The organism is Microvirga sp. 2MCAF35 (genome assembly GCF_052115545.1).
GTDB lineage: Bacteria > Pseudomonadota > Alphaproteobacteria > Rhizobiales > Beijerinckiaceae > Microvirga.
Genome location: NZ_JBFRGW010000030.1, coordinates 18,097 through 44,079, shown reverse-complemented (window position 1 = coordinate 44,079; position 25,983 = coordinate 18,097). Strand labels below are relative to the sequence as shown.

General features: G+C 62.8%; 27 protein-coding genes. 16 read left to right on the top strand and 11 right to left on the bottom strand.

Going from position 1 to position 25,983, the window contains the following annotated elements:
* The first annotated feature begins 40 nt into the window (after positions 1-40).
* From rfbB to rfbA, 3 genes are all read left to right on the top strand, one after another.
* Positions 41-1,099, top strand: a complete 1,059-nt coding sequence (gene rfbB / locus AB4097_RS15445; RefSeq protein WP_442041071.1) for a dTDP-glucose 4,6-dehydratase — start codon at positions 41-43, stop codon at positions 1,097-1,099.
* Between the two features lie 57 nt (positions 1,100-1,156).
* A complete protein-coding gene (gene rfbC, locus AB4097_RS15440) occupies positions 1,157-1,714 on the top strand; it encodes a dTDP-4-dehydrorhamnose 3,5-epimerase (protein ID WP_442041069.1) in 558 nt (185 codons plus the stop codon).
* Positions 1,715-1,849: 135 nt separating this feature from the next.
* Positions 1,850-2,719 carry a glucose-1-phosphate thymidylyltransferase RfbA gene (gene rfbA / locus AB4097_RS15435; protein ID WP_442041067.1) on the top strand — a complete coding sequence of 290 codons (870 nt, stop codon included), beginning with the start codon at positions 1,850-1,852 and terminating at the stop codon, positions 2,717-2,719.
* Between the two features lie 149 nt (positions 2,720-2,868).
* Here the strand turns inward: rfbA and AB4097_RS15430 are convergent, their stop codons facing one another.
* Positions 2,869-4,230, bottom strand: a complete 1,362-nt coding sequence (locus AB4097_RS15430; protein WP_442041065.1) for a nucleotide sugar dehydrogenase — start codon at positions 4,228-4,230, stop codon at positions 2,869-2,871.
* A 264-nt stretch (positions 4,231-4,494) separates the two neighbouring features.
* Between AB4097_RS15430 and AB4097_RS15425 the strand changes: the two genes are divergently transcribed.
* Positions 4,495-5,442, top strand: coding sequence for an NAD(P)/FAD-dependent oxidoreductase (locus tag AB4097_RS15425; protein ID WP_442041063.1), 948 nt, complete (start codon positions 4,495-4,497; stop codon positions 5,440-5,442).
* 9 nt (positions 5,443-5,451) lie between these two features.
* On the opposite strand, the gene AB4097_RS15420 is transcribed toward AB4097_RS15425, so the two are convergent.
* The gene (locus AB4097_RS15420) at positions 5,452-6,471 is read right to left on the bottom strand and encodes an alpha/beta hydrolase (protein ID WP_442041061.1); all 1,020 of its coding nucleotides are present in this window, start codon (positions 6,469-6,471) and stop codon (positions 5,452-5,454) included.
* 162 nt (positions 6,472-6,633) lie between these two features.
* On the opposite strand from AB4097_RS15420, the gene AB4097_RS15415 reads away from it, so the two are divergent.
* On the top strand, positions 6,634-7,965 hold the full coding sequence (locus AB4097_RS15415) for a solute carrier family 23 protein (RefSeq protein ID WP_442041059.1): 1,332 nt from the start codon (positions 6,634-6,636) through the stop codon (positions 7,963-7,965).
* Between the two features lie 132 nt (positions 7,966-8,097).
* Positions 8,098-8,958 (top strand): SDR family oxidoreductase, encoded by an 861-nt coding sequence (locus tag AB4097_RS15410; RefSeq protein WP_442041057.1) that lies wholly within the window; start codon positions 8,098-8,100, stop codon positions 8,956-8,958.
* Positions 8,959-9,014: 56 nt separating this feature from the next.
* Here the strand turns inward: AB4097_RS15410 and AB4097_RS15405 are convergent, their stop codons facing one another.
* Positions 9,015-9,218: a hypothetical protein gene (locus tag AB4097_RS15405; protein ID WP_442041055.1), complete on the bottom strand. Its 204-nt coding sequence runs from the start codon at positions 9,216-9,218 to the stop codon at positions 9,015-9,017.
* Between the two features lie 194 nt (positions 9,219-9,412).
* Between AB4097_RS15405 and AB4097_RS15400 the strand changes: the two genes are divergently transcribed.
* Entirely contained in the window at positions 9,413-9,586 is a 174-nt protein-coding gene (locus tag AB4097_RS15400) for a DUF1328 domain-containing protein (RefSeq protein ID WP_009494036.1), read from the top strand.
* 85 nt (positions 9,587-9,671) lie between these two features.
* Here AB4097_RS15400 and AB4097_RS15395 read toward each other — a convergent pair whose 3' ends face one another.
* Positions 9,672-10,217, bottom strand: coding sequence for a sigma-70 family RNA polymerase sigma factor (locus tag AB4097_RS15395; RefSeq protein ID WP_173948524.1), 546 nt, complete (start codon positions 10,215-10,217; stop codon positions 9,672-9,674).
* Complete coding sequence (locus tag AB4097_RS15390; protein WP_442041052.1) at positions 10,214-10,438, bottom strand: NepR family anti-sigma factor; 225 nt, start codon at positions 10,436-10,438, stop codon at positions 10,214-10,216. Before AB4097_RS15390 ends, AB4097_RS15395 begins: the two co-directional genes overlap by 4 nt.
* 183 nt (positions 10,439-10,621) lie before the next feature.
* Between AB4097_RS15390 and AB4097_RS15385 the strand changes: the two genes are divergently transcribed.
* The 6 genes from AB4097_RS15385 to AB4097_RS15360 all read left to right on the top strand — a co-directional run bounded on the left by AB4097_RS15385 (position 10,622) and on the right by AB4097_RS15360 (position 15,532).
* Positions 10,622-11,428, top strand: a complete 807-nt coding sequence (locus AB4097_RS15385; RefSeq protein WP_114947131.1) for a response regulator — start codon at positions 10,622-10,624, stop codon at positions 11,426-11,428.
* Between the two features lie 302 nt (positions 11,429-11,730).
* Positions 11,731-12,246: a hypothetical protein gene (locus tag AB4097_RS15380; RefSeq protein ID WP_442041050.1), complete on the top strand. Its 516-nt coding sequence runs from the start codon at positions 11,731-11,733 to the stop codon at positions 12,244-12,246.
* 389 nt (positions 12,247-12,635) lie between these two features.
* Positions 12,636-13,400, top strand: coding sequence for a PRC-barrel domain-containing protein (locus AB4097_RS15375; protein WP_442041048.1), 765 nt, complete (start codon positions 12,636-12,638; stop codon positions 13,398-13,400).
* 292 nt (positions 13,401-13,692) lie between these two features.
* Complete coding sequence (locus AB4097_RS15370; protein WP_442041046.1) at positions 13,693-13,929, top strand: hypothetical protein; 237 nt, start codon at positions 13,693-13,695, stop codon at positions 13,927-13,929.
* 11 nt (positions 13,930-13,940) lie between these two features.
* Complete coding sequence (locus AB4097_RS15365; protein WP_442041044.1) at positions 13,941-14,489, top strand: hypothetical protein; 549 nt, start codon at positions 13,941-13,943, stop codon at positions 14,487-14,489.
* A gap of 140 nt (positions 14,490-14,629) precedes the next feature.
* Entirely contained in the window at positions 14,630-15,532 is a 903-nt protein-coding gene (locus tag AB4097_RS15360; RefSeq protein WP_442041042.1) for a DMT family transporter, read from the top strand.
* A gap of 83 nt (positions 15,533-15,615) precedes the next feature.
* Here AB4097_RS15360 and AB4097_RS15355 read toward each other — a convergent pair whose 3' ends face one another.
* Entirely contained in the window at positions 15,616-15,807 is a 192-nt protein-coding gene (locus AB4097_RS15355) for a general stress protein (RefSeq protein WP_009494027.1), read from the bottom strand.
* A 414-nt stretch (positions 15,808-16,221) separates the two neighbouring features.
* Here AB4097_RS15355 and AB4097_RS15350 point away from each other — a divergent pair, with 414 nt between their 5' ends.
* The gene (locus AB4097_RS15350) at positions 16,222-16,647 is read left to right on the top strand and encodes an HIT family protein (RefSeq protein WP_442041039.1); all 426 of its coding nucleotides are present in this window, start codon (positions 16,222-16,224) and stop codon (positions 16,645-16,647) included.
* A 131-nt stretch (positions 16,648-16,778) separates the two neighbouring features.
* Here the strand turns inward: AB4097_RS15350 and glpK are convergent, their stop codons facing one another.
* The 4 genes from glpK to AB4097_RS15330 are packed head-to-tail and all read right to left on the bottom strand — an operon-like array spanning position 16,779 to position 21,778.
* On the bottom strand, positions 16,779-18,275 hold the full coding sequence (gene glpK, locus AB4097_RS15345; protein ID WP_442041037.1) for a glycerol kinase GlpK: 1,497 nt from the start codon (positions 18,273-18,275) through the stop codon (positions 16,779-16,781).
* Positions 18,276-18,289: 14 nt separating this feature from the next.
* Positions 18,290-19,810, bottom strand: coding sequence for a glycerol-3-phosphate dehydrogenase (locus tag AB4097_RS15340; RefSeq protein WP_442041035.1), 1,521 nt, complete (start codon positions 19,808-19,810; stop codon positions 18,290-18,292).
* 54 nt (positions 19,811-19,864) lie between these two features.
* Entirely contained in the window at positions 19,865-21,100 is a 1,236-nt protein-coding gene (locus AB4097_RS15335) for an MFS transporter (protein ID WP_442041033.1), read from the bottom strand.
* Positions 21,101-21,142: 42 nt separating this feature from the next.
* Positions 21,143-21,778, bottom strand: a complete 636-nt coding sequence (locus AB4097_RS15330) for an HAD-IA family hydrolase (RefSeq protein ID WP_442041031.1) — start codon at positions 21,776-21,778, stop codon at positions 21,143-21,145.
* 330 nt (positions 21,779-22,108) lie between these two features.
* Between AB4097_RS15330 and AB4097_RS15325 the strand changes: the two genes are divergently transcribed.
* Positions 22,109-23,602 carry a DEAD/DEAH box helicase gene (locus AB4097_RS15325; protein WP_442041029.1) on the top strand — a complete coding sequence of 498 codons (1,494 nt, stop codon included), beginning with the start codon at positions 22,109-22,111 and terminating at the stop codon, positions 23,600-23,602.
* 166 nt (positions 23,603-23,768) lie between these two features.
* Positions 23,769-25,022, top strand: a complete 1,254-nt coding sequence (locus AB4097_RS15320; protein WP_442041027.1) for a DUF763 domain-containing protein — start codon at positions 23,769-23,771, stop codon at positions 25,020-25,022.
* On the opposite strand, the gene AB4097_RS15315 is transcribed toward AB4097_RS15320, so the two are convergent.
* Positions 25,019-25,966: an acetamidase/formamidase family protein gene (locus AB4097_RS15315; protein WP_442041025.1), complete on the bottom strand. Its 948-nt coding sequence runs from the start codon at positions 25,964-25,966 to the stop codon at positions 25,019-25,021. The two genes, AB4097_RS15320 and AB4097_RS15315, sit on opposite strands and share 4 nt — an antisense overlap.
* Between the last annotated feature and the right edge of the window lie 17 nt (positions 25,967-25,983).

Below are 25,983 nucleotides of genomic sequence, written 5' to 3'. Positions count from 1 at the left end.
TCCCGGTCGTTCGGTGGTTGACAAGCAATCAAGGGGTATCATGAAGCGATTTCTCGTGACCGGAGGGGCGGGGTTCATTGGCTCGGCCGTTGTCCGCACCCTCATCCGCGACACGTCCCATCAGGTGCTCGTGGTCGACAAGCTTACTTACGCCGGAAACCTCGATTCCCTTAAACCTGTCGCCAACAGCCCTCGCTATTCGTTCGAGCGTGTGGATGTCGCCGATGCCGAGCGGATGCGCTCGGTCGTCCAGGCTTTTGCCCCTGATGTGATCATGCATCTGGCGGCGGAAAGCCATGTCGATCGCTCTATCGACGGGCCGGGGGAGTTCCTGCAGACGAACGTCGTCGGCACGTACTCCCTGCTCCAGGTCGCTCTGGAATACTGGCGTGGCCTGTCGCCTGAGCGTCAGGCGGCCTTTCGCTTCCATCACATCTCCACCGACGAGGTGTTCGGTTCGCTGGGCGAGGACGGATTCTTCCATGAGGAGTATCCCTATCAGCCCAGTTCGCCCTATTCGGCCTCGAAGGCTGCCTCCGACCATTTCGTGCGGGCCTGGCATCACACATACGGCCTGCCGGTGATCGTGACGAATTGCTCCAACAATTACGGTCCCTACCATTTCCCCGAGAAGCTGATCCCACTGATCATCCTCAATGCCCTGGAAGGCAAGCCGCTGCCCGTCTACGGCAAGGGCGACAACGTGCGCGACTGGCTCTACGTGGACGATCACGCGAGGGCGCTCATCCTGGCGGCAGAGCAGGGGCGTCCCGGAGAGACCTACACGATCGGCGGTCACAACGAACGCCGGAACATCGATGTGGTTCATGCCATCTGCGCCCTCGTCGACGAGTTGATGCCGAACGCTACCATCGGCCCGCGTGAGCGCCTCATAACTTACGTCACCGACCGGCCGGGCCACGACCTGCGCTATGCCATCGATGCCTCCAAGATCGAGCGTGATCTCGGCTGGCGCCCTGAGGAGACTTTCGAATCCGGCCTTCGCAAGACGGTGGAGTGGTATCTGGCCAATCGGGATTGGTGGGAGCGGGTGCGCTCGGGCGTCTACCGGGGCGAGCGGCTCGGCGTTGTCGCTTAGGCATCGTTGCCATCAGTGATATTCCAAGCCTGACCGTCATCAACGTGAGCATTTGTCGTGATAGAAGTCGAGCCAACAGCCCTGCCAGACGTGAAGATTATCCGGACGAGGGTTTTCGCTGATCCACGTGGGTTTTTCACGGAAACCTACAACCGGAAGGCCTTTGCCGCGGCCGGTATCCATGACGAGTTCGTTCAGGACAATTTCTCCCTGTCGACGGATGTGGGCATCATCAGGGGATTGCACTTTCAGAGCGCTCCCTTCGCTCAGGCCAAGCTCGTCCGCGTTGCCCGCGGACGCATCCTTGATGTCGCGGTTGATCTCAGGCGCTCGTCTCCTACGTTCGGCCAGCATGTGGCCGTTGAGCTGAGTGGAGAGAACAGGTTGCAGCTTCTGGTGCCCGTCGGCTTCGCTCACGGGTTCTGCACGCTCGAGCCCGATACCGAAGTGGCTTACAAGGTGACGGCTCATTACTCCGCAGCCCACGATCATGGGGTTGCCTGGAATGACCCTGACCTCGGGATCGAATGGCCGGTGGAACCGTCCCAGGCAATCCTGTCCGACAAGGACACTCGGCATCCACGCCTGAACGAACTTCCCGCATATTTTTCGTAAGGGTGAAGGAATGCGGATCGTTGTCGCCAAGGAAAGCCGGATGTCTAGAGCTTTCTTTCTTCCCTTGCAGCAAGAGTCCCTCAAGCCGTGCGTTGGGAACCTTCGCGACGAGGCGCTGGCACAGGAGATATAATAATGAAGGGCATCATTCTCGCCGGCGGGTCCGGTACCCGCTTGCATCCGATGACCTATGTCACGTCGAAGCAGCTTCTGCCGATCTACGACAAGCCGATGATCTATTATCCCCTCACCACGCTGATGCTGGCGGGCGTGAGGGACATCCTCATCATTTCAACCCCCGACGACTTGCCGAAGTTCAAGCAGCTGCTGGGGAATGGGGATCGCTGGGGGATCAATCTATCCTATGCGGAGCAGCCCAAGCCGGAGGGGCTGGCGCAGGCTTACATCATCGGCGCGGAGTTCGTAGCCGGAGGTCCGTCGGTCCTGATCCTCGGCGACAATGTCTATTATGGTCATGGCCTCGCAGATCTCATGCAAGCAGCCAGACGCCAGAGCACGGGCGCATCGGTCTTCGCGTATCACGTGACCGATCCGGAACGGTACGGCGTCGTCGAGTTCGACGGCACGGGCCGGGCGATCTCCATCGAGGAGAAGCCTGCGAAGCCGAAATCCAGCTGGGCGGTCACGGGTCTTTATTTCTACGACGCGCAGGTCGTCGACATTGCTTCGAAGCTCAAACCTTCGGCGAGAGGCGAGCTCGAGATCACAGATGTCAATCGCACCTATCTTGAGCGGGGGCAGCTTCACGTGCAGCGCATGGGCCGTGGCTTCGCTTGGCTGGACACCGGAACGCCGGACTCTCTCGTGGAGGCCGCGGAGTTCGTCCGGGCGCTCGAAAAGCGTCAGGGCTTTCGCATTGCCTGCCCGGAGGAAATCGCCTTCAACCTCGGGTGGATCAACCGGGATCAACTGCTACAGCTGGCAAAGGAGCTGTCGAAGAGCAGCTACGGCCAGTATCTCGCGCGCGTCGCCGATCAGATCTAAAGCATCGGACCCAAAAGTGGGTCCACTTTTGGGTCCGATGCTTCCTCTCTTGGCTGGCGCATGGTTCGGGGCGGAAAACCGGATCGACTTTTCGCTGACGCGGCCCTCTGGGTCCGCACGATGCGCAAGGCCAAAGACCAGCGAAGCCTCTAGGCCTTGACGATATGGCTGCCGTGAAGCCCAGCCCTTAGAAGCGCATTGCGTGTGTCGACGATGAGCGTCCCGCTCTCGGCGATGAGCCGGTAATCGACATTGTCGTGATCGGTTGCGACGAGCACCGCGTCATAATCCGCGAGGGTCGCCGCATTCAGCTCGACGGAGCGCCGGCCCGCCAGCCCTGCATGCTCACGGGTCATAGGGATCACAGGAACGTACGGATCGAAATATTCCGTCCGGGCGCCGCGGGCTTCGATCAGCTCTATGAGCTTCAGCGATGGGCTTTCCCGCATATCGCCGACGTTCTTCTTGTAGGCGATGCCCACGATCAGGATCCGCGACCCGGAGAAGGCCTTGCCGGTCCTGTCGACCGCCTCGGCTAATCGGTCGACCACGTAATAAGGCATACGCGTGTTGATCTCGCCAGCCAGTTCGATGAACCGGGTGGTGATGTCGAACTCGCGGGCCTTCCAGGTGAGATAGAACGGGTCGATCGGAATGCAGTGGCCGCCGAGCCCAGGACCCGGGTAGAACGGCATGAAGCCGAAGGGCTTGGTCTTGGCCGCGTCGATGACCTCCCACACGTCGATTCCCATGGCCGCGTAGACGACCTTGAGTTCGTTCACGAGCGCGATGTTGACGGCCCGGAAGATGTTCTCGGTCAGCTTCACCGCCTCCGCTGTAGCCGCCGAGGAGACCGGAACCGTCGTGACGACGAGCTGGCTGTACAAGGCGTCGGCGAGCGCTAACGCGTCCGATCCATCGCCGCCGATCACCTTCGGGATGGTCGAGGTTGAGAAATCCGGATTGCCGGGATCCTCCCGCTCGGGCGAGAAAGCCAGGAAGAAGTCCGTGCCGCATTTCAGGCCTGTGGCCTCGAGGATGGGCTTGAGCACCTCTTCGGTGGTGCCCGGATAGGTGGTGGATTCAAGGACGATCAGCTGTCCCTTGCGCAACCGCCGCGCAATCATCCTGGCCGAGGCCTCCACATAGGAAAGGTCGGGCTCGCGATGCTTCGTCAGGGGCGTCGGAACACAGATCAGGATGGCATCGGGCTCGCCCAAGCGGTCAAAGTCGGCAGTCGCCTCCAGGCGTCCCTGCTCCACGGCCTCGGCCACCTGACCGGATGGAATATGCCCGATATAGCTCTCTCGCCGGTTGAGCTGTGCGACGTGGGTTTCATTGATGTCGAACCCCAGCACCGTGAACCCGGCCTTAACGGCCGTGAGCGCGAGCGGAAGGCCCACATAGCCGAGGCCGATGATCCCGACAGTGGCTCGGCGGTCACGGATTGCCGCAAGCAGTCCCGATAGTTCCACCGTGGGCTCGGAATTGTTGGTGTATGCCGTAGACATTGGGGTCCCGATCACCACCCCGCGCCCTATGCGGAAAGCGTTGTGGCCTTTGTAAATTTGCGTAAGGCACAGATGCCGGAAATCTGCCCCCGGCATCCTGGAAAAGGGGCCGGAGGAACGATTCTCAATCCATATGTGGCACCGCCCGGGATGTTAGTCCACGCAACGGCGAGGTGCAGGCTCCGCAACGGCGAAGCTCTCCGCATCTTTTCCCGCCCTCAGGTGTTGTGCCTCCTGTGAAACCAGCGGGAGGATCGTGCCGGGATGGGGTCGAGCGGGGATATTCTGGACTGCCTGATCGTGGGAGGAGGGCCTGCGGGGCTGACGACGGCCCTGTACCTGGCGCGGTTCAAGCGCCGTTTCCTGGTGGTGGACGCCGGTACGCCCCGGGCCGCCTGGATTCCGACCAGCCACAACATCCCGGTCTTCGCGGAAGGAATCTCCGGCCCGGACATCCTGGCCCGGGCCCGCGCCAATCTCGACCAATATGGGGCAGCCATCCAGACCGGGCGGGTCACGGGACTGCGCAAGCAGCCGGACCGCTTCATTGCGGTCGTCGAGGGCGACGATGGCGGCATGAGCCAGATCGCGGCCCGGCGCGTGGTGGTGGCCACTGGTTCTATCGATATCGAGCCGGACCTGCCGGATGTACCCAATGCCGTCCAGCGGGGCCTCGTTCGCTATTGCCCGATCTGCGACGGGTACGAGTCCCGAGGCCGCAAGATTGCCGTCATCGCCTACGGGGCCCACGGAATAGGGGAGGCGGTCTTCATCGCCCGCACCTATTCCCCCGACGTGACCCTGCTTACGCTGGGGCAGACCCTGGAGCTGAACCCGGAACAGCGGGCGAAGCTCGAGGAGCACCAGGTCAAGATCGTCGAAACTCCCGTCGAATCCCTCGACATGGAAGGCGACCGGATCTCCGCCGTTCATATGGGTGGCAAGGAGCATCGCTTCGATGTGCTCTATTCGGCGCTGGGACTGAAATACCGCTCCGACCTCGCGATCTCGCTCGGCGCCGAGCACGATCCATCAGGCAGCCTCATCGTCGACAGCCATTGCCAGACGACCGTGAAGGGCCTCTATGCCGCCGGCGACATCGTCCGGGGCCTCGACCAGATCGTGGTCGGCATGGGGCATGCGGCGCTCGCGGCGACCCATATTCACAACCACTGCGAATTGCCGACCGAGGACGAGCCGGGCGGGGCGTGACGGTGCCTCTCAGGTCAGCGCCTTCGCGAGAAGCGGCAGGCTGATATCCATGCGGTAATCGACTGAGGAATGGTCGTCGTGGAATTCCTCATAGGTGTGGGGAATGCCGGCGGCTTCGAGCTTCCGGCGGATGATCCGCGAGCCGTAGACCATGTTGTATTGGTCGATGTCGCCGCAATCGATGTAGAAGGCCTTCAAATTGCGCAGGTTTTCCTGGTGTTCGGCCCGGTCGACCATGCGCAGCGGATCCCAGCGAAGCCAGTTGGCCCACCTCTCCTCGATGATCTCGCAGGTCTGCAGGTCCACCGGCAGGCGGACACCGTAGAACTGGCTCGGGTCAGGATCGAAACTCGCCGCCTGGGCGAGCACCATCAGGACGTGCCAGTCCTTGTCCTTCGCCTTGGGGCCGGCCTCGAACTTGCGCAGGAAGACCTCGATGGACATGTCGTAGCCCGCGAGGTGGCGCAGCGCCCCGGCGAACTCGCCGAGGTGGTAAAGGTATTCGAAACCCACATCGCCTGAGTGGGAGGCCGCCGCCGACCAGGTCGAGCCGCCGTGTCGCAAGGCATGGACCATGGCGCCGTAGCCGCCCGAACTCTTGCCGAATACACCCCGGCGTCCGGCCCCGCCGCAACCGAAGCGTTCCTCGACGAAGGGCAGCATCTCGCGGATGAGGAAGGTCTCCCACAGGCCCATCGCCGCGCTGTCCACGTATTGGTTGCCGCCCAGGCGCGTGAAGCAATCGGGAAAGGCCACGACGACCGGCGGCATGGCGCCCGTGCCGATCAGGCGGTCGAGGCGCTCGGGAACGTTCTCACCGTAGTTCTTCCAGTTGGTATGGGCGGGGCCGCCCGCCGTATAGCCGACGAGATCGACGAGCAGAGGCAGGTCCCGGCCGTCATGGCCCGCCGGCACGTAGACGTCGATCCTGCGGCGGTTCGGGTCCCCGAGGAGGTTGCCTTTGAGGCTTCGGCTGTCGAGCCAGAGGCTATGCACCGTGCCCGCTGGCACATCATGGTTCTTCCGCATGGTCACCCTCGTCCAACGTCAAAGGGAATGATGTGGCGGCCAAAAGGGCACTTGTCCAGAATCCGGGCTCTCGCGGCAGTTAATAAGTCCTTATCTCACCTAGCCATTCCGGTGACCCTGGGTCTACGGTGCCCCGATAAGTCATAGCTTGGGGGATGATCCATGACCGACAGTTTCCTGCCACGATGGAGCCTGAAGACCGAAGGCGTCATCATGCCGGATGAGCGCCTGCCGACCGGCCAGATGGTCGTCGTGGGCCTGCAGCACGTGGTGGCCATGTTCGGCGCAACCGTGCTCGCGCCCATCCTGATGGGCTTCGACCCCAACGTGTCGATCCTGTTCTCCGGTCTGGCGACGCTGATCTTCTTCGTCGTCGTGGGCGGCCGGGTACCGAGCTACCTCGGTTCGAGCTTCGCGTTCATCGGTCCCGTTCTCGTGGCCACGGGGGCGAGCGTGGGGAGCCCCAACCCGAATCTCCCCCTGGCGCTCGGCGGCATCATCGCGGCCGGTGCGCTCTACTTCCTGATCGGCCTCGTGGTGCAGATGGCGGGACACCGCTGGATCGAGCGGTTGATGCCGCCGGTGGTCACGGGCGCCATCGTGGCCGCCATCGGCCTCGTGCTCGCCCCCATCGCGATCAACAGCGCCTCGGGCGTCACTCCGGATAATGCCGCCGGCAGCGATTTCGCCCGCTGGATCGCGCTCGCCACCGTCGTGGCGGTCGGGTTCGTCGCCGTGTATGCGCCGGGAACGATGCGCCGCCTGCCGGTGCTGATCGGAGGCGCCGCCGGCTACCTGATCTACTACATCTGCGCCAACCTGCTGGGTCTCGGGCAGCCGATCGATTTTACCAGGATCGGGCAGGCCGCCTGGTTCGGCCTGCCGACCTTCCAGAGCCCCGTCTTCGACGCCCGCGCCATCAGCCTCATCGCGCCCGTGGCGATCATCCTCGTGGCGGAGAACCTCGGGCACATCAAGGCCATCGGCGCCATGACGGGTCGCAACCTCGATCCCTATCTGGGTCGTGCCTTCATGGGCGACGGGCTGGCCACCATGCTGTCCGGTTCCGCCGGCGGCACGGGCATGACCACTTATGCGGAGAACATGGGCGTGATGGCCGTGACCCGCATCTACTCGACGCTGGTCTTCGTCATCGCGGCCGGCTTTGCCCTTCTTCTCGGACTTTCGCCCAAGTTCGGCGCCTTCATCGGCACCATTCCAGGGCCCGTGCTCGGCGGTTTATCCATTGTGGTGTTCGGGCTCATCGCGGCCACCGCGGGCCGGATCTGGGTCGAGAACCGGGTCGACTTCTCGAACCCGCGCAATCTGATCACCGTTGCGGTCGCGCTGGTCCTGGGCGCGGGCAACTTCAAGCTGAATCTCGGCGGCTTCACCCTGGACGGCATCGGCACGGCAACCTTCGGGGCCATCATCCTCTATCACTTCCTGCGGATGGCACCCGGAACGGTTGAGCGGCCGCAAGCGGCCGAATAGCACGAGCCTTACCAGGAACACGCTTCTGGAGCCCGCGTTGAGCCTCAACGCGGGCTTCGTCTTGCATGGTCTGTCTCGATCCCGGCCGTGCGGAGTTCCGCATCCCTTTCCCATCTTGCACGGAATGATGTCATGAGCTCCGAACAGCAGCAGACGATGCCTCCTCAGGTCCAGGACAAGCAGCCGGGTCATGAGACCGAGATGAACCCCAGGCCGGATTACGAGCCCCGTTATCCCGGCAGCGGCCGTTTGAACGGGAAGGTAGCTCTCATCACCGGAGGCGACAGCGGCATCGGGCGGGCCACCGCCGTTCTCTTCGCACGGGAAGGCGCGGATATCGCCATCCTGTATCTGGACGAGGGCGAGGACGCGCAGGAGACGAAGCGCCTGATCGAACGGGAAGGGCGCTCCTGCCTGACCATCGCGGGCGATGTCGGCGATCCGAATGTCTGCCGTTCCGCTGTCGATCAGCTCGTCCAGCGCTTCGGCAAGCTCGACGTGCTCGTCAACAACGCCGCCGAGCAGCATCCGAAGAGGGACATCGCCGAAATCACGCCCGAACAGATCGACCGCACCTTCCGTACGAACATCTTCGGCTATTTCTACATGGTGCAGGCTGCCATGCCGCACCTCAAGAAGGGCTCAACAATCATCAACACCACGTCGGTCACGGCCTATCGCGGGAGTTCCGAGCTTCTCGACTACAGCGCCACCAAGGGAGCCATCGTGGCCTTCACGCGCTCCCTCGCGCAGAAGCTCGCGGGTGAAGGGATCCGCGTCAACGGCGTAGCGCCGGGACCGATATGGACACCCCTTATCCCATCGACCTTCCCGGTCGAGAAGGTGAAGCAGTTCGGGGCCAATACACCGATGAAGCGGCCGGGGCAGCCGAACGAGGTGGCCCCGTCCTACCTGTTCCTGGCGTGCGAGGATTCCTCCTACATCACCGGCACGGTCCTGCATCCGAACGGCGGCGATCCGACGGAGGCTTGAAACGAGAAAGGGCGGCTCGCGGAGCCGCCCTTTTCTGTAACTGCGATTGAAGTCGTTCAGCGTCTGCGGCGTACACGAACCGGCACGAGGCTGGGCACAGGTGTGGTCCATGCGACAAAAAGCATGAGGGCTGAAAGCGAGCCGGCGATCAGGAAAAGTACTTCTGCGATTACGACCTGAGAAGCCGCTCCAGTAATCGCTGCAAGGGCAGTAACAACGGCAAAGATACAAAATGCACGAAGGGCAACTGAACGAGTCATCGACCATCTCCCAAGTGATCTGGAAAACGTGTGGGCGTAAGGCGAGTTCCATGCGAATAAAAGCCTGCAAAATTACTTTTGAACGTCCCATGAACGCGGTGGATCATTTTTCCGGCGTGGAACCCTACAGTCGCGCTTGGCGTTGTTTGAACATTATCGGCTTGACGTCGATCATCATTTAGCGAGGTAACACCATGCTCGGTTGGGCAGTCACTTTCCTGATTATCGCTCTGGTCGCAGCTCTGTTCGGCTTCGGCGGCATTGCCGGCACGGCCGTCGAGATCGCGAAGCTGATCTTCTTCGTGGCGATCGTCCTTTTCGCCATCTCGGCCGTTATCGGCCTGCTGCGTGGACGAAGCCCCATGTGATGCTGCCGTTAAGGCACGCATGATCGTAAACGCCGCCTCGCAAGGGCGGCGTTTTCATTTGATCATCGGCATGAGAGGAGAGAGATCAGCCCTGCAGGGCCGCGCGTGTCATGCTGTCGGGGCCGAGATCCTCGATGTCCTCGACGTTCAGCAGAGACGCGAGACGAAAGCGGGCGCGGTTCACGCGGCTCTTGATGGTGCCGACCGCGCAGCCGCAGATATGCGCGGCTTCCTCATAGGAGAAGCCGGAAGCGCCAACGAGGAGCAATGCCTCCCGCTGGTCGGATGGTAGCTTGGCAAGGGCGCTACGGAAATCCTCGAAATCCAGGTGGGAGCCCTGCTCTGGCTGCACCTTCAGGCGCCCGGCATAGGAACCGTCCGGATCCTCCACCTCGCGGCGCCGCTTGCGGTACTCGGAGTGGAACAGGTTGCGCAGGATCGTGAAGAGCCAGGCGTTCAGGTTCGTTCCCGGTTCGAATCGGTGCAGATTGGCCAAGGCTCTGAGGAGTGTGTCCTGGACGAGGTCGTCGGCTCTGTCGACCTGACCCGACAGCGAGATGGCGAAGGCGCGAAGGCTGGGAACCGCCGCGAGAAGAGCTTCTCGTAACTCCGGTTCCGGCTCCGGGGTCATTGAGACCCTTCCTTCGCCCCGTTCTTCTTGTCCAGTTGATCGAGCAATTCCCTGAACCGGTCAGGAACGGGCTGCTGCATGAGTTCGTCGTACATGGCGCGGAGCTGATCGCCGATACGCTTCTGGCTGCCGCTGTCGAGCTTGGGATCGGTTGCAAGCTTGTCGTTCACGGACGCCTCCAGAGTAGTCCGAGCAAGCTTGTTCCCCTTATCAACCGTCATCTTCATCCCCTTGCCACCCCATATCTTTCGGGGGGATGGCCAACCTTGGCAATATCCATATATTAGTTTTCGAGCAATAACGCTGGTTGCTGCACCCGGTTCCATCCATGGAACTTTCGCAGCTTTGCCACGTTGAATGGACCGTCGGTACAACGAGTCAAAAGCACAGTTAAGGGGAAGCGAATGTCGACAGCGCAGCTTGTCGTCCAGCACTTACCATATCTTCGCCGCTACGCACGCGCTCTCACAGGCAGCCAAATGGCTGGAGACGCCTATGTGGCCGCCACCCTGGAAACACTCGTCAGCGAGCCTGAGACCATCGGTCCTTCGGGGAACGTGAAGGTCGAGCTCTTCCAGGTCTTCACGCGAATCTGGAATTCCCTGTCGGTCAATGGACGCAGCGAGCAGATCCAGCGCGACCTTCCGGCCGAAGTCCGTCTTGGGCAGATTACGCCGCTTCCCCGTCAGGCCTTCCTCCTGTCCTGCCTTGAAGGCTTTGGAGAGGAAGAGGTCGGCCAGATCCTCGATGTAGACACGAAGACCGTTCGTGACCTCGTCGACGAGGCGGGTCGGGAACTGGCGGCCGACATGGCCACGGACATCCTCATCATCGAGGACGAGCCGCTCATCGCCATGGATCTCGAGGCGCTGGTCGAAGGCCTCGGCCACAATGTTACGGGCGTCGCCCGCACGCGTACCGAAGCCGTCAAGCTCGCTTCGGCCAAGCAGCCGGGCCTGATTCTGGCGGACATCCAGCTTGCGGACGGCAGTTCCGGTCTGGACGCGGTCAACGATCTTCTCAAGGCGTTCGAGGTTCCGGTGATCTTCATCACGGCCTATCCAGAGCGCTTCCTGACCGGCGAGCGGCCCGAGCCGGCCTTCCTGATCGCCAAGCCGTTCCAGCCCGCGAACGTCTCCGCGGTCATCAGCCAGGCCCTGTTCTTCCAGCAGAGCGCAAGGCGTCGCGAGGCTCGTGCAGCAACGGCCTAATCCGAAGGCTCACTGGATTACCAAGTAATAGCCCGGCCTTAGGCCGGGCTTTTCTTTTATGATCGATGTAATGGACGCAAAAAAAGACGGGCTCAAAAGCCCGTCTAAGGTGCCGGCCAATGCACAAGGGGAATGCGGGGAGGACCAGGAGGCCGGTGCTTAAAGAACGCCCTATCGAAAACAAAGGTTCCAGCTTTTTTCCCTCCTTTTTATTCTTCACTCCTACGGAAGGTGACAGGAACATCAAAGATATGGTCGCGTTATTTTTTCGAATTGTTGAGCTGGAATAGCAGGAGAGAGGGATGTTCCGCACACCTGTGGCTTTGGTCGGATTGGCTGGGGCTTTCTTCGTGGCTGGAAGTTTTGCCCCTGCGTCGTTCAACATGCCCTCTCTGGTTCAATCGGAGGCGTTGGCGCTCTCAGGAGGCGTTCTCGCGAAGGGCGATCGCATCGCCGCGCCTGTTGCGGCAAGCCAGCCGACCACCGTCTCGATCGTGGAACTCGTCGGCGTATCCAATGCCGCCGTGATCCTGCGCGATCATGATGGGAAGGTGCTCTACAGGTCAGATCCTCGGACGGGGATCACGACCTTCGCCCGGGATACGGAGCTTCCGGTCGTCACCGTGAAGGACGAGGCGCAAGGCTCGGTCGCGCAGCACCCGGCCCGTCATCGGGAAGGCAGTGAAACGCCGCAGGAGCAGAAACCGAAGAGTCGCAATCCGGTCGGTTGCCTGGGCGATGTCAGTCCTCTCGCCAAGGCGAGCGCCAACCGCATGCCGAGCCTCTGCCTGGCGCTGCTCGACCAATCGCTGTCCTGACAGACCGGGCCATTATCCGCCGGCTTAAGAGGGTTTCCTGGACTGGCTTCGACAGCGCTCGGCAATCGTTGAGTTTTATCCTCTGAGCGGCGCCGTTCGAATGCAAGTCCAGGCCTCCCCGGCGTGCCTCATTTCTGCGGAACAATTTCTCCTAAAACTGGTTGCCTGTATCGGCATTTCGAGCGTCGCCCATGCCATGCTGAGCAGAGTTGAAGATGTTGTTCCTCAAAACTTAACAAGTATTCATATTGATCTTTCAAAGATAGACGCTCGATAACATTAGCTTGATCGGCCGCAATATTGGGAACGGCCACTGTTGTCGTGCGTTACATCCCAGCACGCCTCGGTGCACAACGCGATTTTCAATGGAACCTCAGGAGAATAACGCAATGCTGAAGAAGCATATGGCAGCTTGCCTTGTCGTGACGGCTTTCGCGGCTGCACCCGCCCTTGCGCAAACCTCGCCGTCCCCGTCGGCTCCGACCGACCGTCCGGCTGCCACGGGTTCCGGCAGCACCGGCGCCGGCTCGCCGGCCATGCAGCCGGGCTCGGCCGGTTCGTCCACTATGGGGCAATCGTCCACGGGGCAGTCTTCGACGACTATGAGCCAGAACAGCGTCTCGTCCGGCCAGTTCATGACTCAGATGCAATCCAACCAGCTCATGGCCTCCGACCTGATTGGCACCCGAGTCGTCAGCGCCAACAATGAATCCATCGGCGATGTCAATGACGTGATCCTGGATCGCAACGGTCAGGTCATGGCTGCGGTCGTCGGAGTGGGTGGCTTCCTCGGAATCGGTGAGAAGAATGTCGCCGTTCCGTTCAACTCGCTCGAGTTCATGAACGCTCAGCAGGCTCAGGCCCTGGACAGCAGCAGAAACGGCAACAGCAACGTGAATACGACCGGCTCGACGGCGACGGGCAACACGGCCTCGACCGGCATGGGTTCCGCTGCGTCGACCAATACGGCCACGTCTTCGAGCGACCAGAACGAGCCCGAGCGCGTCGTTCTCCGGATGACGAAGGCTGAACTTCAGGCCGCTCCGACCTTCGACAAGAAGGGCAATACCAATGCCAGCCGCCCGACGACCGGCACCACAGGCGCGGCCGGAGCGAACGGCGCGACCGGTAACACGACCGCTCCGCGGCAGTAAGCACAAGAGCGGTTCCTGCAGACAGGCGGCGCTTGGGGAAACCCAGGCGCCGTATCCTTTAGGGAAGGCCACAGGCGCCAAAACAAAAGGCGCAGCTGGATGAGCCGCGCCCTGAAGGTGCCAGTCCGAGGGGGCATTCGGACCAGTTGAATCAAGAACACGGCAGAAGCGACCGGGTTCCGGAAAATTTTCAAATCCCCGCAGCGTCGAACGAGCCGGACTTCTTGCCGCACAAGGAACTGGGAATAGGCGCATACGTTGCCGTTTCAAGCGCCAAGCGGAGGAAACACCAATGACAGCCACGAATGAACTGGATGCGGTGCTGTGCCAGGAAGAACTCCCGGACGAGTTTTCCCGGCTCACATCGAGTTCCTCTCCGCGGGACAAGCCCTCGGTGGCCTCCATGCTCAGCGGCATCATTCCGATATGCTCGCAGGATGAGGTAACATGTCCTCTGCTGCTGCGGCGGCATCTGCTGGTTCCCGCATGGCCCCATGTCGTGCCGACGGCAAGCAGTCCGCGTATGTGAGGTTGGAATTGATGGTTGAAGCATTCTCCTCTTCGTCAGCTCCCAGGTCGGTCGCCTTCCTGCTCCATCCGAGCATGGTTCCGGTGATCGACGTGTTCCGGTCGCTGAGCAGGCTTGAGGATCAATACGATCTGGCTCTTCTCGATGAGCCCGAACGGGGGCTGACGGCCTTTACCCAGCCTGAGGCGGCCAAGGCCATCGTGTCCGATGCCTTGTTGCTTGCCTTCGCCCTGACCAGGCAAAGGGGCAGGCCGTTTTGCCACCGGCCCGTCGGCTCCCGGCATGGGAGCTTGGACGAGTATTGCCTGCTGGCGCTGATCGGTTCATCCCGCAACGGCGTGTCGGACGTCACCCGGGAGGCGGCTGCATTGCTGGACGTCGTGTCGCTCGATTTCATGGTGTCCCTTGCCGGAGAAATCGGCCGCCAGATGGATCTCGGAACACTCGTCTTCGAGCGCCCGAGCCTGTCCGAATTCAGGGCCTTGATGGGCTATGGCCCGTCCGAGGAAGTGCTGATCGAGGCGGTGCTGGGCAAGGCTGAGTTCAACTTCCGAAGCTAGCCCCGTCCGAGGCGAAAAGCATTCCTTCCCTGTGAAATCCCAGTTCGGACGGCTGTTCAGTCGTTTCTCCTGCTGTCACCATATGGAATGTGTTCACCCATCCTCCAGGGCTACGGAATGACTCTTGTCGGGCCTTCAGCGTGAGCCGCGTCGCTGCTTTTGCCCTGATGGCGCTCATCTGGGGATTGACGTGGCTGCCCATGAAGGTGGCCTCGGAGGTCGTCCCTCCGATCTTTCTCGCCGCGATGCGTTTTCTGCTGGCTGCGCCGTGCTTCCTGGCGGTCGCGCTGACGCAGGGCCTGTCGCTGCGTCCCGGCCCGTTCGGCCGCATTGCGGCCGCCTCACTGCTCATCACCACGGGTTGCTACGGTTTTCTGTTCTGGGGCGTCGCGCGGGCGCCGAGCGGTCTTTCGGCCATCGTGAACCTGTCGTTGATGCCGATTTTCCTGGTGATCATCGGGCGGCTCTACGGTCAGGAGCGGATCACAGGGCGCCGGGTTGCTGCGATCGGGCTCGGCATCCTGGGGCTCGTCCTTCTGTTCTCCGGCCGCACGGGCTCGACTCAGGACGGCGCGGCGTCTGCTCTCGGACTCGTCGCCGTGGCCATCGGGACCGTTTCCTATGCCTGGGGCTCGATCATCAGCCGACCGTTGACCCTGTCCATGCCGCCCCTGGTGCTCGCCTTCTGGCAGAGCCTGATAGGCGGCATGGCGCTCGTGCCTGTGTCCGTGATTATAGAAGGATCCGATCCGGCCCATTTCGCAGGGCTTGCCGATTCGAGAGCCATCTTTGGCCTTGCCACTCTGGTATTGGGCGGGTCGCTGATCGCTTTCTGGATCTACCTCGCTCTCGTGCGCGACTGGGGCGCGTTTAAGGCGGGGCTTTATGCCTTCGTCAGCCCGGTGATCGCCGTTGCGGTGGGCGTCGCCTATGCAGGCGAGCCGTTCGGCTGGGCTGAAGCCGTTGGAATGGGGATCATGCTGGGCGCAACGGCACTGTCCTTATCGGAGCGCAAATCCACGAAAACAAATCTTTCGGGATAAGGCGGCCGTAAGATCTCGAATGAAGAATCCAAAAGTAAAGGGGCCGGCAAGCGGCCCCTAAACCGATGTGCATCAGAAATAAGTTATTCCTGATTGCCGCGGGTATTGCCCGAGGCCTGACCGCCCTTGCGGCCGGCTTCCGAAGCGAGTTCGCGGTCCTGGGAGAAGGAACGCTTCTCGGCGGGAACGCTCTTGCCGCCTTTGCTGGCGATTTCGCGCTGCCGGTCAGAATCCATCGACGCGAAGCCACGCTTCGAGGTCGAACCACCTGCCATTTATGCCTCCTTATCAATGGTGTCCGTGCTTCTTCAACCGCAAGGGGATTCGATGGTTCCGGTTGGTCAGGGCCAACCTTTGCAAAAATTTTCAGAAAATATTCAGCTCTCATGAATTGTTAGGCTTAGACTTGGCAATTCTCGTGAACTAAACGTGGCAACAACTTGTTCTTGGGAATAAGAACCGCGCAGGTACTTACCCTGATACCCGCTGCCGGAATGCGTTCTATTTGCGAATATATCAGCCGCAAAAGGTATGTAGTTGATCCTTGAGGAAATCCGCCGAGCACTTCACAGGCATGGGGCACCCGGTTTTCGGGAGAGATGATTATCCATCGCTATCGCGATAAAAAGCGTGTCGCAGGCGCTTTGACAGGCGCCCTAGGGAATCGGTGATCAGGAGGAGAGGGCGGGATGACCTACGACGACAATAACGTGTTCGCGAAGATCCTACGTGGGGAGCTTCCGTGCCATAAGGTCTATGAAACGGACCGCATCCTGGCCTTCATGGACGTGATGCCGCGGGGCGACGGACATGTGCTGGTGATCCCGAAGACCAAGGCGCGCAATCTGCTCGATGTGAAGCCCGACGATCTGGCGGAGCTCGCCAAGGCGGTCCAGATCGTCGGCAAGGCCGCGAAGACGGCGCTCTCGGCCGATGGTTTGACCATTCAGCAATTCAACGAGAGCGCGGGCGGGCAGGTGGTCTTCCACATCCACTTCCATGTGCTTCCCCGCTTCGAGGGCGTGGCCCTGAAGCCCCATTCGGGCCAGATGGAAAAGCCCGAGATTCTGGCGGACTTTGCGGCCAAGATCCGGGCGGCGCTACCGGCGGCGTGATGGGGTTAGGATCGCGATCTTACGGCTCTACGTCATCACCTGCCTTGTGCCGGTGATCTCGCTTCGGTGAAGCGCGGCGTATTACAGAACCGGGATGGCCGGGACGAGCCCGGCCATGACGTGGAGAGAGGTCACTCCACCCAATCGAGGGAGCGGGCGACGGCCTTGTCCCAGACGGCATTCAGCTGCTCGCGGCGGGACGGGGCCATATTCGGCGTCCAACGTCGGTCGACGGCCCAGTTCTGCACGAGTTCGTCCGTTCCGCTCCAGAAGCCCGTAGCCAAGCCGGCCGCGTAGGCGGCGCCCAGAGCCGTGGTTTCGATCACCCTGGGACGGACCACGGGGACGTTCAGGATATCGGCCTGGAACTGCATCAGGAGCTCGTTCACGACCATGCCCCCGTCCGTGCGCAGCTCCTTGACGGCAATTCCGGTATCCTTGGTCATGGCGTCCAGCACCTCGCGGGTCTGGAAGGCTGTGGCTTCGAGCGCCGCGCGGGCGATGTGGCCCTTGTTGGCGAAGCGGGTCAGGCCGCCGACCAGGCCGCGGGCATGGGAATTCCAGTGCGGCGCGTAGAGGCCCGAGAAGGCCGGCACGATGGTCACGCCGCCATTGTCCTCGACGCCACGGGCAAGGGTCTCGATCTCGGTGCTCTCCCGGATCAAGCCGAGATTGTCGCGCAGCCATTGCACGAGGGCGCCCGCAATGGCGATGGAGCCCTCCAGGGCGTAGACGGTCTTTCCCTGGCCGAAGCGATAACCCACGGTGGTGAGCAGGCCGCATTTCGAAGGGTAGGGGGTCTCGCCGGTGTTCATGAGCATGAAGCAGCCGGTGCCGTAGGTGTTCTTGGCCTCGCCCTGCTGGAAGCAGGCCTGTCCCACGAGGGCCGCCTGCTGGTCGCCGAGAATGCCCGCGATGGGAACACCCGCGAGGCCGTCGGTCGCCTCGCCATAGACCTCGCTCGACGAGCGGATCTGGGGCAGGCAGGCCTTCGGGATATCGAAGAGACCCAGGATCTCCTCATCCCAGTCGAGGCTCTTGAGGTTCATGAGCTGGGTGCGGCTGGCATTGGTCACATCGGTGATGTGGCAGCCGCCATTGACGCCGCCCGTCAGGTTCCAGACCAGCCAGGTGTCGATGTTCCCGAACAGCACGTCGCCGGCGGCAGCCTTGTCCCGGGCTCCCGGCACGTTGTCGAGCAGCCAGCGCAGCTTCAGCCCGGAGAAATAGCTCGCCAGCGGCAGGCCGGTCTTGTCGCGCAGGCGGTCGTGACCGCCATCACGGGCGAATTCCTCGACGATGGAATCGACGCGGGTGTCCTGCCAGACGAGGGCGTTGTGGAGGGGCTTGCCGGTGCGGCGGTCCCAGATCAGCGTGGTTTCCCGCTGGTTGGTGATGCCGATGGCCGCGAGGTCCTGGGGCCTCAGGCCCTTCTTCTCCAGGGCCTGTTGGATCACCTCCTGGGTGTTGCGCCAGATTTCGAGCGGATCGTGTTCCACATGGCCGGGTCCGGGATAGATCTGCTCGTGTTCCTTCTGCCCGACGGAGACGATCGCTCCGGCCTTGTCGAACACGATGAAGCGCGAGCTGGTCGTGCCCTGGTCGATGGCGCCGACGTACTGAGCCATGTCCTTCCCCAATGTCATTGCGCTGCGACGGACGCGGCGTTCTTCTTGGCCAAATAGGCATCGATCTTGGCCGCAGCGTCAACCGGCACATGCAGCCCGAGCTTCGAGCGGCGCCAGAGGATGTCCTCGGCCGTGCGCGCCCATTCGCGGCGCACCAGATAATCGACCTCCGCGCCCGTCAGCCCGGCGCCGAAATCATCGCCGAGATCGGCCATGGACTTCGCCGGGCCGAGAAGCTCTTCCATCCGCGTGCCATAGGCGCGGGCCAGGCGATGGGCAAGCTGCTCGGGCAGGAAGGGCCAGCGCTGGCGTACGGTGGCGAAGAAGCGGTCGAAATCCGCATCGGGCATGTCGCCGCCCGGCATCTTGGCGTCTTCCGTCCAGGCGGGCTTCATGTTCGGGAAGAAGGGCTTCAGCTCTTCGAGCGCATGCTCGGCGAGCTTGCGGAAGGTGGTGATCTTGCCGCCGAAGATCGACAGGACCGGCGCCCGGCCTTGGGGGGCGTCGAGATCGAACACGTAGTCGCGGGTCACCGCGGACGCATTGCTCGAACCGTCGTCGAAGAGCGGGCGCACGCCCGAATAAGTCCAGACCACGTCGGCGGGCGTGACCTGCTTCTTGAAGAAGTGGTTCACGACGTTGCAGAGATACTGGATCTCGTCCTGGCTGATCTCGACCTTCTTGTCGGGAACGGATTCGACCGGGATGTCCGTCGTGCCGATCAGGGTGAACTTCTCCTGATAGGGGATCGCGAAGACGATGCGCTTGTCCGTGTTCTGGAGGATGAAGGCTTCCTTGGTGCCGAAAAGCTTCGGCACCACGATGTGGCTGCCCTTCACCAGACGCACGTTCTTGCTGGTGTTGAGCCCGAGCTTGGCGTTGAGGACGTCGGCGACGAAAGGACCGCCCGCATTGACGATGACCTTCGCGCGAACGTCTTGGGTCTCGCCGGTGGTCACGTTCTGGAGGGTCGCCACCCAGGTGTCGCCGTCCCGCCGGGCGGAGACGAGCTTCGTGCGGACCCGGATGTCGGCGCCCTTCTCGAACGCGTCGATGGCGTTGAGGGCCACCATGCGGCTGTCCTCGACCCAGCAGTCGGAATAGACGAAGGCGGTGTCGAAACCGGGCTTCAGGGCTTGGCCGGCGGGGTGCCGGGTGAGCTTGATCCCCTCGGTTCCAGGCAGCTTCTTGCGCGGTGCGAGGTGGTCGTACATGAACAGGCCGAGGCGCACGAACCAGGCCGGGCGGATGCCCTTCTCGTGGGGCAGGATGAAGCGCAGGGGCCAGATGATGTGGGGGGCGGAGTTGAGCAGGCGCTCGCGTTCGAAGAGCGCCTCGCGCACCAGCCGGAACTCGTAATATTCCAGGTAGCGCAGGCCGCCATGGATCAGCTTCGTCGAGGCGGAGGAGGTGTAACCGGCCAGATCGCCCTGCTCGCAGAGCACGACCGAGAGGCCCCGGCCCACCGCGTCGCGCGCGATGCCCGCGCCATTGATGCCGCCGCCCACAATCAGAAGATCAGTCACTGTCGTCACGAAACCCGTCTTTCTTCAAAACCAAGCCATTCTGCAGCTCAGCAAATGAGTTCTTTAGCCGTCTAAGGCAAGTGAATTTTCGGGCTTTTCATGAGCCCTTTGAAACACAAGCACAAGCACGAAGAAACCCAGCGCAAGGAGCGACATGCCTAAACAGAGAGCGATGACGGCCGTATAGCCGCCCCACCAGGCCCAGAGCGCCCCGAAGATGAAGGGAGCCGCCGCCGTGGTGAGGCGGACCGGCATGGCGATCATGCCCTGGACCGTGCCGTAGCTCTCGCGGCCGAACAGCTCGGATGGGAGCAGGGCCCGGACGATGGTCATCATCCCGTTCGAGGCCCCGAACAGCACGGCGAAGACCACGACCAGCCAGAAGCCTGCCGGCGTGAAGGGCAGGATGGCGAAGGCGACGGCTCCCAAGGCCAGCACGATGATGCCGAGCCCCCTCATGCCGAAGGCACGCTCCCCGAAGGCCATGCCGAAGCGGCCGACGACCTGGGCCGGCCCGATGAGGGAGAACGCCGCGACCGCCATTTCAAGGGTGAAGCCTTTCTCCACGAGAAGCGGGATCAGATGGATCGGCAATCCTGCCGCGATGATGCCCTGCAGAACGGATGAGGCGACGAAGCACCAGAAGGACGCCCGCCGGAGAACCCACCGGGCATTCACGGGAGCGGGGTGGCCCGGTCCGGCACCGGCATGGGGCGGAGTCCGGGGCGGCGCGCTCGGGATCATCAGCGCGTGCAGGGCCGCGCAGACGAAGATGTTGAAGCCGGCCAGGACCAGGAGGGCACTCCGCCAGCCAAGATGCTCGATGAGCACGTGGGTGAGGGGAATGAAGACCGTGCTGGCGAAGCCTCCCACCAGGGTCATGAAGGTGATGCCCCGGCGGGCCATGAAGCCGAGCCTGCGGGTCAGCACGGCGAAACCCGGTTCGTAGAAGACCGTGCTCATGGTGATCCCCATGGCAATCCAGATCAGCACGAAAGCGGCGTAGCTCCCGACCCAGGACCAGAGCAGCAGGAGGATCCCGGCGAGCAGGGAGCCGCCCGTCATCACCGTGCGGCCATAGCCGAGGTCGATGAGCCGTCCCACCGGGACGGCACAGAAGGCCGAGGTTCCCAACGCCAGGGAATAGGCGGCCATCATTTCCGACTTGCCCCAGCCGAGCTCCCGGCCCATCGGATCGACGAACAGAGCGAAGGCATAGAAGATCGTGCCGTAGGAGATCAGCACGTTCAGCGAGAGCGCGGAAACGAAGGCCCAGGGCATGCGGGCGGGGGCGGACATGATCAATCTTCCAGCCGAAGGGCTCTTTGGGTAGCAGAACGATCAGTACTGAATCCTGAAGCCGGCTAACACTTTCCTTGATAGCCTGACCTTGCGGAAGTCGGCAATCCACGCATCGGCGAGATGAGAGAGATGGAGGGAGGTGCCAATTCCAACCACTTTTGCCCCCGCATCTCGACCGGCCCGCAGGCCCGCTTCGGCATCCTCGAAAACGATGGCCTCATCGATAGCACATCCAAGTCGTCGTGCTGCCAAGCGGTATCCTTCAGGATCAGGTTTGCTCCGCTCGACATCGTCGGCCGCGATGAGGGTTTCTGGCCGGGGCAAGCCTGCAGCTTCAAGCCATTGTTCTGCGATGAAGCGCTTTGCAGAGGTCACGATGGCCCATTCGGTCGAGCGAAGCTGGGCCAGAAAGTCCTCGGCACCCGGAGCGGCCTTGATCCCTTTTGTCTTTTTGGCGGCCTGCTCGTTGACCCAAGCCGTCTCCGCATCGCGGTCGATGCAGTCGGGCGCAAAGAGGCGAACCGTCTCGGACGCCTGCCGTCCGTGGGCTTTGGCGAGCACGGCTTGCCTGTCGAGGCCATGCCTATCAGCCCAACGGTGCCAGATCTCTTCGATTATCGCATTGGAGTCGATTAAGGTGCCGTCCATATCGAACAGAAAGACCTTACCTTGCATGGTCCCGCATTTCCCCGATCGTATTCGCTAAGTCAAACTTTTTGGCATTGTTGTTCTGTTTCGAAACTTTATGTCAGGTCTTGCGGTTGACGGACAGGTCATAAACCTCCATATGCACAGCAGGCGACGGCGCTCGATCACCGAGACGCTTGAGCGGGACTGCGTGACGGATATTCGCGAAACGGCGAAGACCCCGGTCCCCTTCTTCAATCGCTCAACCATACGACGGCCCCATCACGCGGGCTCTCGCCTCAAGAGCCCTGAAGCGCCTTTGCTTTTCAGCCGAACCTGCTTTGCGGCTCACCGCATCCGTTCGAAAGACGATCCACTTTGACACTCTTCACCGATTTCGGATTGGCCCAGCCGATCCTGAAGGCCCTGTCTGCCGAAGGCTATGAGAAGCCCACGCCGATCCAGGCCCAGACCATTCCCTATGCCATGGAAGGCCGCGACGTCTGCGGCATCGCCCAGACCGGCACCGGCAAGACGGCCGCCTTCGCGCTGCCGATCCTGCATCGCCTGAACGCGAACCCGAAGCCGCGCAAGCCGAAAAGCCCGCGCGTCCTCGTGCTCAGCCCGACCCGCGAGCTGTCCGGCCAGATCGCCGACAGCTTCAAGGCTTATGGCCGCAACCTGCGCCTTTCCACGGAGGTGGTGTTCGGCGGCGTCACCATCTCCCGCCAGGAGAAGGCGCTGGCCCAAGGCGTCGACATTCTCGTCGCCACGCCCGGCCGTCTGATCGACCTCGTGGACCGCAGGGCCCTGTCGCTGCGTGATATCGAGATCCTCGTCCTCGACGAGGCCGACCAGATGCTCGATCTCGGCTTCATTCATGCGCTCAAGCGCATCGTGACCCTGCTGCCGAAGGACCGCCAGAGCCTGTTCTTCTCGGCCACCATGCCGAAGACGATCTCGACGCTGGCCGATTCCTTCCTGCGCGACCCGGCCCATGTGGCCGTCACCCCTGTGGCGACGACCGCCGAGCGTGTCGAGCAGAGCGTGATCTTCGTGCAGACCGGCCGCAAGCAGGTCCTGCTCGAGACGCTCCTGCGCGATCCGTCCATCGACCGCGTTCTCGTCTTCACCCGCACCAAGCACGGGGCGGACAAGGTGGTGCGTGGCCTCGACAAGGCCGGCATCGCGGGTGCCGCCATTCACGGCAACAAATCTCAGCCGCAGCGCGAACGTGCGCTGGCGGGCTTCCGTGACGGCTCCTGCCGCGTGCTCGTGGCGACGGATATCGCTGCGCGCGGCATCGACGTCGACGGCGTGACGCACGTCATCAACTACGACCTGCCGAACGTGCCGGAATCCTATGTCCACCGCATCGGCCGCACGGCCCGCGCCGGGGCGACCGGCCTCGCCATCTCGTTCTGCAACGACGAAGAGAAGGCGTACCTGAAGGATATCGAGAAGCTGACCCGCCTGAAGGTGCCGGTCATGCCTCTGCCGGAGGGGCTGCCCGCCGCTTCTGCCGTTTCCGAGACGTCGGAGCGCCGCGAGCCGCAACGCGGACGTCCGGCTCCCCATGCCCGTGGGCATCAGGGCCATGGCCAGCCGCGCAGCGCCGATCCGAACGCCGACCGAGGGCCCAAGCGTCGTCGCGGTCGCGGCGGCAAGCCGGGCGGCAACGCCCAACCGCAGGGCGGCCAGCCGAGCGGAAACCAGCAGAGGCCCGCACAGGCCCCGCGCCCGGCCCAGGGACAGCGTCCTGCGCAAGGCCAGCGCCCCGCGCAGGGAAAGCCAGCCTCCGGCCGTCAGGACGGACGCCGTGGGGATGGTGCTCAGGTGGCTTGGCTCGAGAAGAGCCCCCGCCGCCGCTAAGGCAAGACATTCGGAAAAGGCGCCTTCGGGCGCCTTTTTTCGTTGGGAGACACGCGCATTTCCCTCCCCACAAGGGGGAGGAGAGCTTAAGCGCGATCTCGTCAACGGGCAGCATCATGGCATAGGATCTGCCGCCTTTTTCCAACCTCCACGGAGACATCTCTCGATGGCCAAACGGGCCGGAAGTGCCGACCTGCCGCTCCATAGCGGCCATGTCCCCAAGTGGCTGGCCGACCGGATGACGCGCCTCGGCGGCGTGGTGAGCGAGGCGATCGTGCATCATTACGGGCGCGACGAGCTGCTGCGCCGGCTTGCGCATCCGTTCTGGTTCCAGTCATTCGGGGCCGTGATGGGGATGGACTGGCATTCCTCCGGCATCACCACCAGTGTCATCGGAGCCCTGAAGCGGGGGCTGACGCCCCTGTCGAAGGAGCTTGGGATCCATGTCTGCGGCGGGCGAGGACGGCACTCGCGGCAGACGCCGCATGAGCTGATCGCCATCGGCGAGCGCGTCGGCTTCAATGGTTCGGCCCTGGCGGATGCCAGTCGGCTCGTGGCGAAGGTCGACAGCGCGGCGATCCAGGACGGCTTCGACCTTTACCTCCACGGCTTCATCGTCACGGACGACGGCAAATGGGCCGTTGTCCAGCAGGGGATGAACGACGCAAGCCGGCAGGCCCGCCGCTATCACTGGCTGTCCGAGGATCTTGAGAGCTTCGTCGACGAGCCGCACACGGCTATCGACGGAAAAGGGCAGGGCACCATCGTCAACCTCACCGACCGGCGGGCGGAAGCTTCGCGGCGGGCTCAGATCAAGATCCTGGATACCCTCGGACCTGACAACATCGCCCGCAAGTTCCTGGCTCTCGAAGAGCGCGAAGCGGATAGCGCCCCCGCGGCAAGCCCGCAGCCCCTGCTGCCGCATCTCGTGATGCCGGAACATCACGATGTTCGCGCAAAGGACGTGGTGCTGCGGCGGCTGCACGGGACCCTCGCGGCGGCGGCCGACCGGGGGCCGACCGACTTTCCCGACCTGCTGATGACACCGGGTGTCGGCCCTCGAACCGTGCAGGCGCTCGCCATGGTGGCGGAGGTCGTCCACGGCACGCCCTGCCGCTTCAGCGACCCGGCCCGCTTTTCCTTCGCCCATGGCGGCAAGGACCGGCATCCTTACCCAGTGCCGGTACGGGTCTACGACGAGACGATCCGCGTGCTGAAATCGGCCGTCCAGAAGGCGAAGCTCGGGCAGCAGGAAGAGCTGTTCGCTCTCAAGCGCCTCGACGATCAGGCCCGCCAGCTTGAGCGTCATGCCACGGGACCCGATGTGGAGGAGCACATCAGGCAGGAGCGCGCCCGGTCGCATTCCTACGGCGGACGCTCCGTCTTCGGAGACGAGCCACCGCCCGGCAAGACGGTTTAGCGCTGCGCCTTCTGGAGCAGGCTCTTGTCCAGCATCACGTGGACGCCCTTGTTGCCGTTGACCACCTGGGTGATGCGCAAGTCGGCCGCGAGGCTGCACAGGGCGTAGGCCTCCGCCTTGGTGATGCCCGTGCGGGCGACGATCAGATCAATCATGGTGCGCAGCGCGATGACGACGCAATCGTCGAGGTCCGGATCGAATGCCATGGTCATGACATGCGTCGGCGTCTCGGCCATGGGCCAGGTCAGGTGCATATCCTCGCGCAGGTGCAGCTCGAAGGTGCCGATCAGGCCGGTCTCGATGGCCGTGACGCAGACCTCGCCATCGCCCTGAACCCCATGCCCATCGCCGACAGAGAACAGGGCGCCGTCGTGATGGATCGGCAGGTAGAGGGTCGTTCCCGCGACAAGCTCTTTGTTGTCGAGATTGCCGCCGTTTCGGCGCGGCGGCAGGGTGCTCAAGCTGCCCCACGCGGCGGGAGGCGCCACCGCCATCACGCCGAAGAACGGCTTCAGGGGCAGTTCGAGGCCCCATGGCAACCGGCCGGTCATCCGCTCGCGGTCGAGCGGGATGGTCATGGCGTGCATCTCGTCGAAATCGTCCGGCAGGGCGCCTTTCTGTGGGGCTGAATAGGTGAAGCCCCAGTCGTAATGCAGCGCGATGTCCCTGATGCGGACTTCGAGGACCTGACCGGCCTTGGCCCCCCGGACGGCGACCGGGCCGGTGCAGATGTGGCCCGGCAGTTTCGGCTTATGGGCCGCATGGATGTCCGTCAGCGCTTGCGGAACCGCGAAGGGCTCCTTCGGCATCGCTTCCGGACCGCCCGACACGGTCGAGATCGTGACCGTGTCGCCGGAATCGATCGTCAGCAGCGGCTTCAGATTCGCGTCGAAATAGCCCCAGTGAATGGTCTCCGGGGAAGCATCAATCCGGTAATCGGCCACGAAACACCTCTGCCATC

Bases quoted from the DNA above. Each gene is read 5' to 3' on its own strand.
- AB4097_RS15385 (WP_114947131.1), top strand. From the start codon at position 10,622: ATGTCGACAGCGCAGCTTGTCGTCCAGCACTTACCATATCTTCGCCGC.
- AB4097_RS15405 (WP_442041055.1), bottom strand. From the start codon at position 9,218: ATGACTCGTTCAGTTGCCCTTCGTGCATTTTGTATCTTTGCCGTTGTT.
- AB4097_RS15425 (WP_442041063.1), top strand. From the start codon at position 4,495: ATGGGGTCGAGCGGGGATATTCTGGACTGCCTGATCGTGGGAGGAGGG.
- AB4097_RS15380 (WP_442041050.1), top strand. From the start codon at position 11,731: ATGTTCCGCACACCTGTGGCTTTGGTCGGATTGGCTGGGGCTTTCTTC.
- glpK (WP_442041037.1), bottom strand. From the start codon at position 18,275: ATGGCTCAGTACGTCGGCGCCATCGACCAGGGCACGACCAGCTCGCGC.
- AB4097_RS15415 (WP_442041059.1), top strand. From the start codon at position 6,634: ATGACCGACAGTTTCCTGCCACGATGGAGCCTGAAGACCGAAGGCGTC.
- AB4097_RS15390 (WP_442041052.1), bottom strand. From the start codon at position 10,438: ATGACGGTTGATAAGGGGAACAAGCTTGCTCGGACTACTCTGGAGGCG.
- AB4097_RS15365 (WP_442041044.1), top strand. From the start codon at position 13,941: ATGGTTGAAGCATTCTCCTCTTCGTCAGCTCCCAGGTCGGTCGCCTTC.
- AB4097_RS15400 (WP_009494036.1), top strand. From the start codon at position 9,413: ATGCTCGGTTGGGCAGTCACTTTCCTGATTATCGCTCTGGTCGCAGCT.
- AB4097_RS15355 (WP_009494027.1), bottom strand. From the start codon at position 15,807: ATGGCAGGTGGTTCGACCTCGAAGCGTGGCTTCGCGTCGATGGATTCT.
- AB4097_RS15320 (WP_442041027.1), top strand. From the start codon at position 23,769: ATGGCCAAACGGGCCGGAAGTGCCGACCTGCCGCTCCATAGCGGCCAT.
- AB4097_RS15335 (WP_442041033.1), bottom strand. From the start codon at position 21,100: ATGTCCGCCCCCGCCCGCATGCCCTGGGCCTTCGTTTCCGCGCTCTCG.
- AB4097_RS15420 (WP_442041061.1), bottom strand. From the start codon at position 6,471: ATGCGGAAGAACCATGATGTGCCAGCGGGCACGGTGCATAGCCTCTGG.
- AB4097_RS15395 (WP_173948524.1), bottom strand. From the start codon at position 10,217: ATGACCCCGGAGCCGGAACCGGAGTTACGAGAAGCTCTTCTCGCGGCG.
- rfbA (WP_442041067.1), top strand. From the start codon at position 1,850: ATGAAGGGCATCATTCTCGCCGGCGGGTCCGGTACCCGCTTGCATCCG.
- rfbB (WP_442041071.1), top strand. From the start codon at position 41: ATGAAGCGATTTCTCGTGACCGGAGGGGCGGGGTTCATTGGCTCGGCC.
- AB4097_RS15350 (WP_442041039.1), top strand. From the start codon at position 16,222: ATGACCTACGACGACAATAACGTGTTCGCGAAGATCCTACGTGGGGAG.
- AB4097_RS15410 (WP_442041057.1), top strand. From the start codon at position 8,098: ATGAGCTCCGAACAGCAGCAGACGATGCCTCCTCAGGTCCAGGACAAG.
- AB4097_RS15430 (WP_442041065.1), bottom strand. From the start codon at position 4,230: ATGTCTACGGCATACACCAACAATTCCGAGCCCACGGTGGAACTATCG.
- AB4097_RS15375 (WP_442041048.1), top strand. From the start codon at position 12,636: ATGCTGAAGAAGCATATGGCAGCTTGCCTTGTCGTGACGGCTTTCGCG.
- AB4097_RS15330 (WP_442041031.1), bottom strand. From the start codon at position 21,778: ATGCAAGGTAAGGTCTTTCTGTTCGATATGGACGGCACCTTAATCGAC.
- AB4097_RS15370 (WP_442041046.1), top strand. From the start codon at position 13,693: ATGACAGCCACGAATGAACTGGATGCGGTGCTGTGCCAGGAAGAACTC.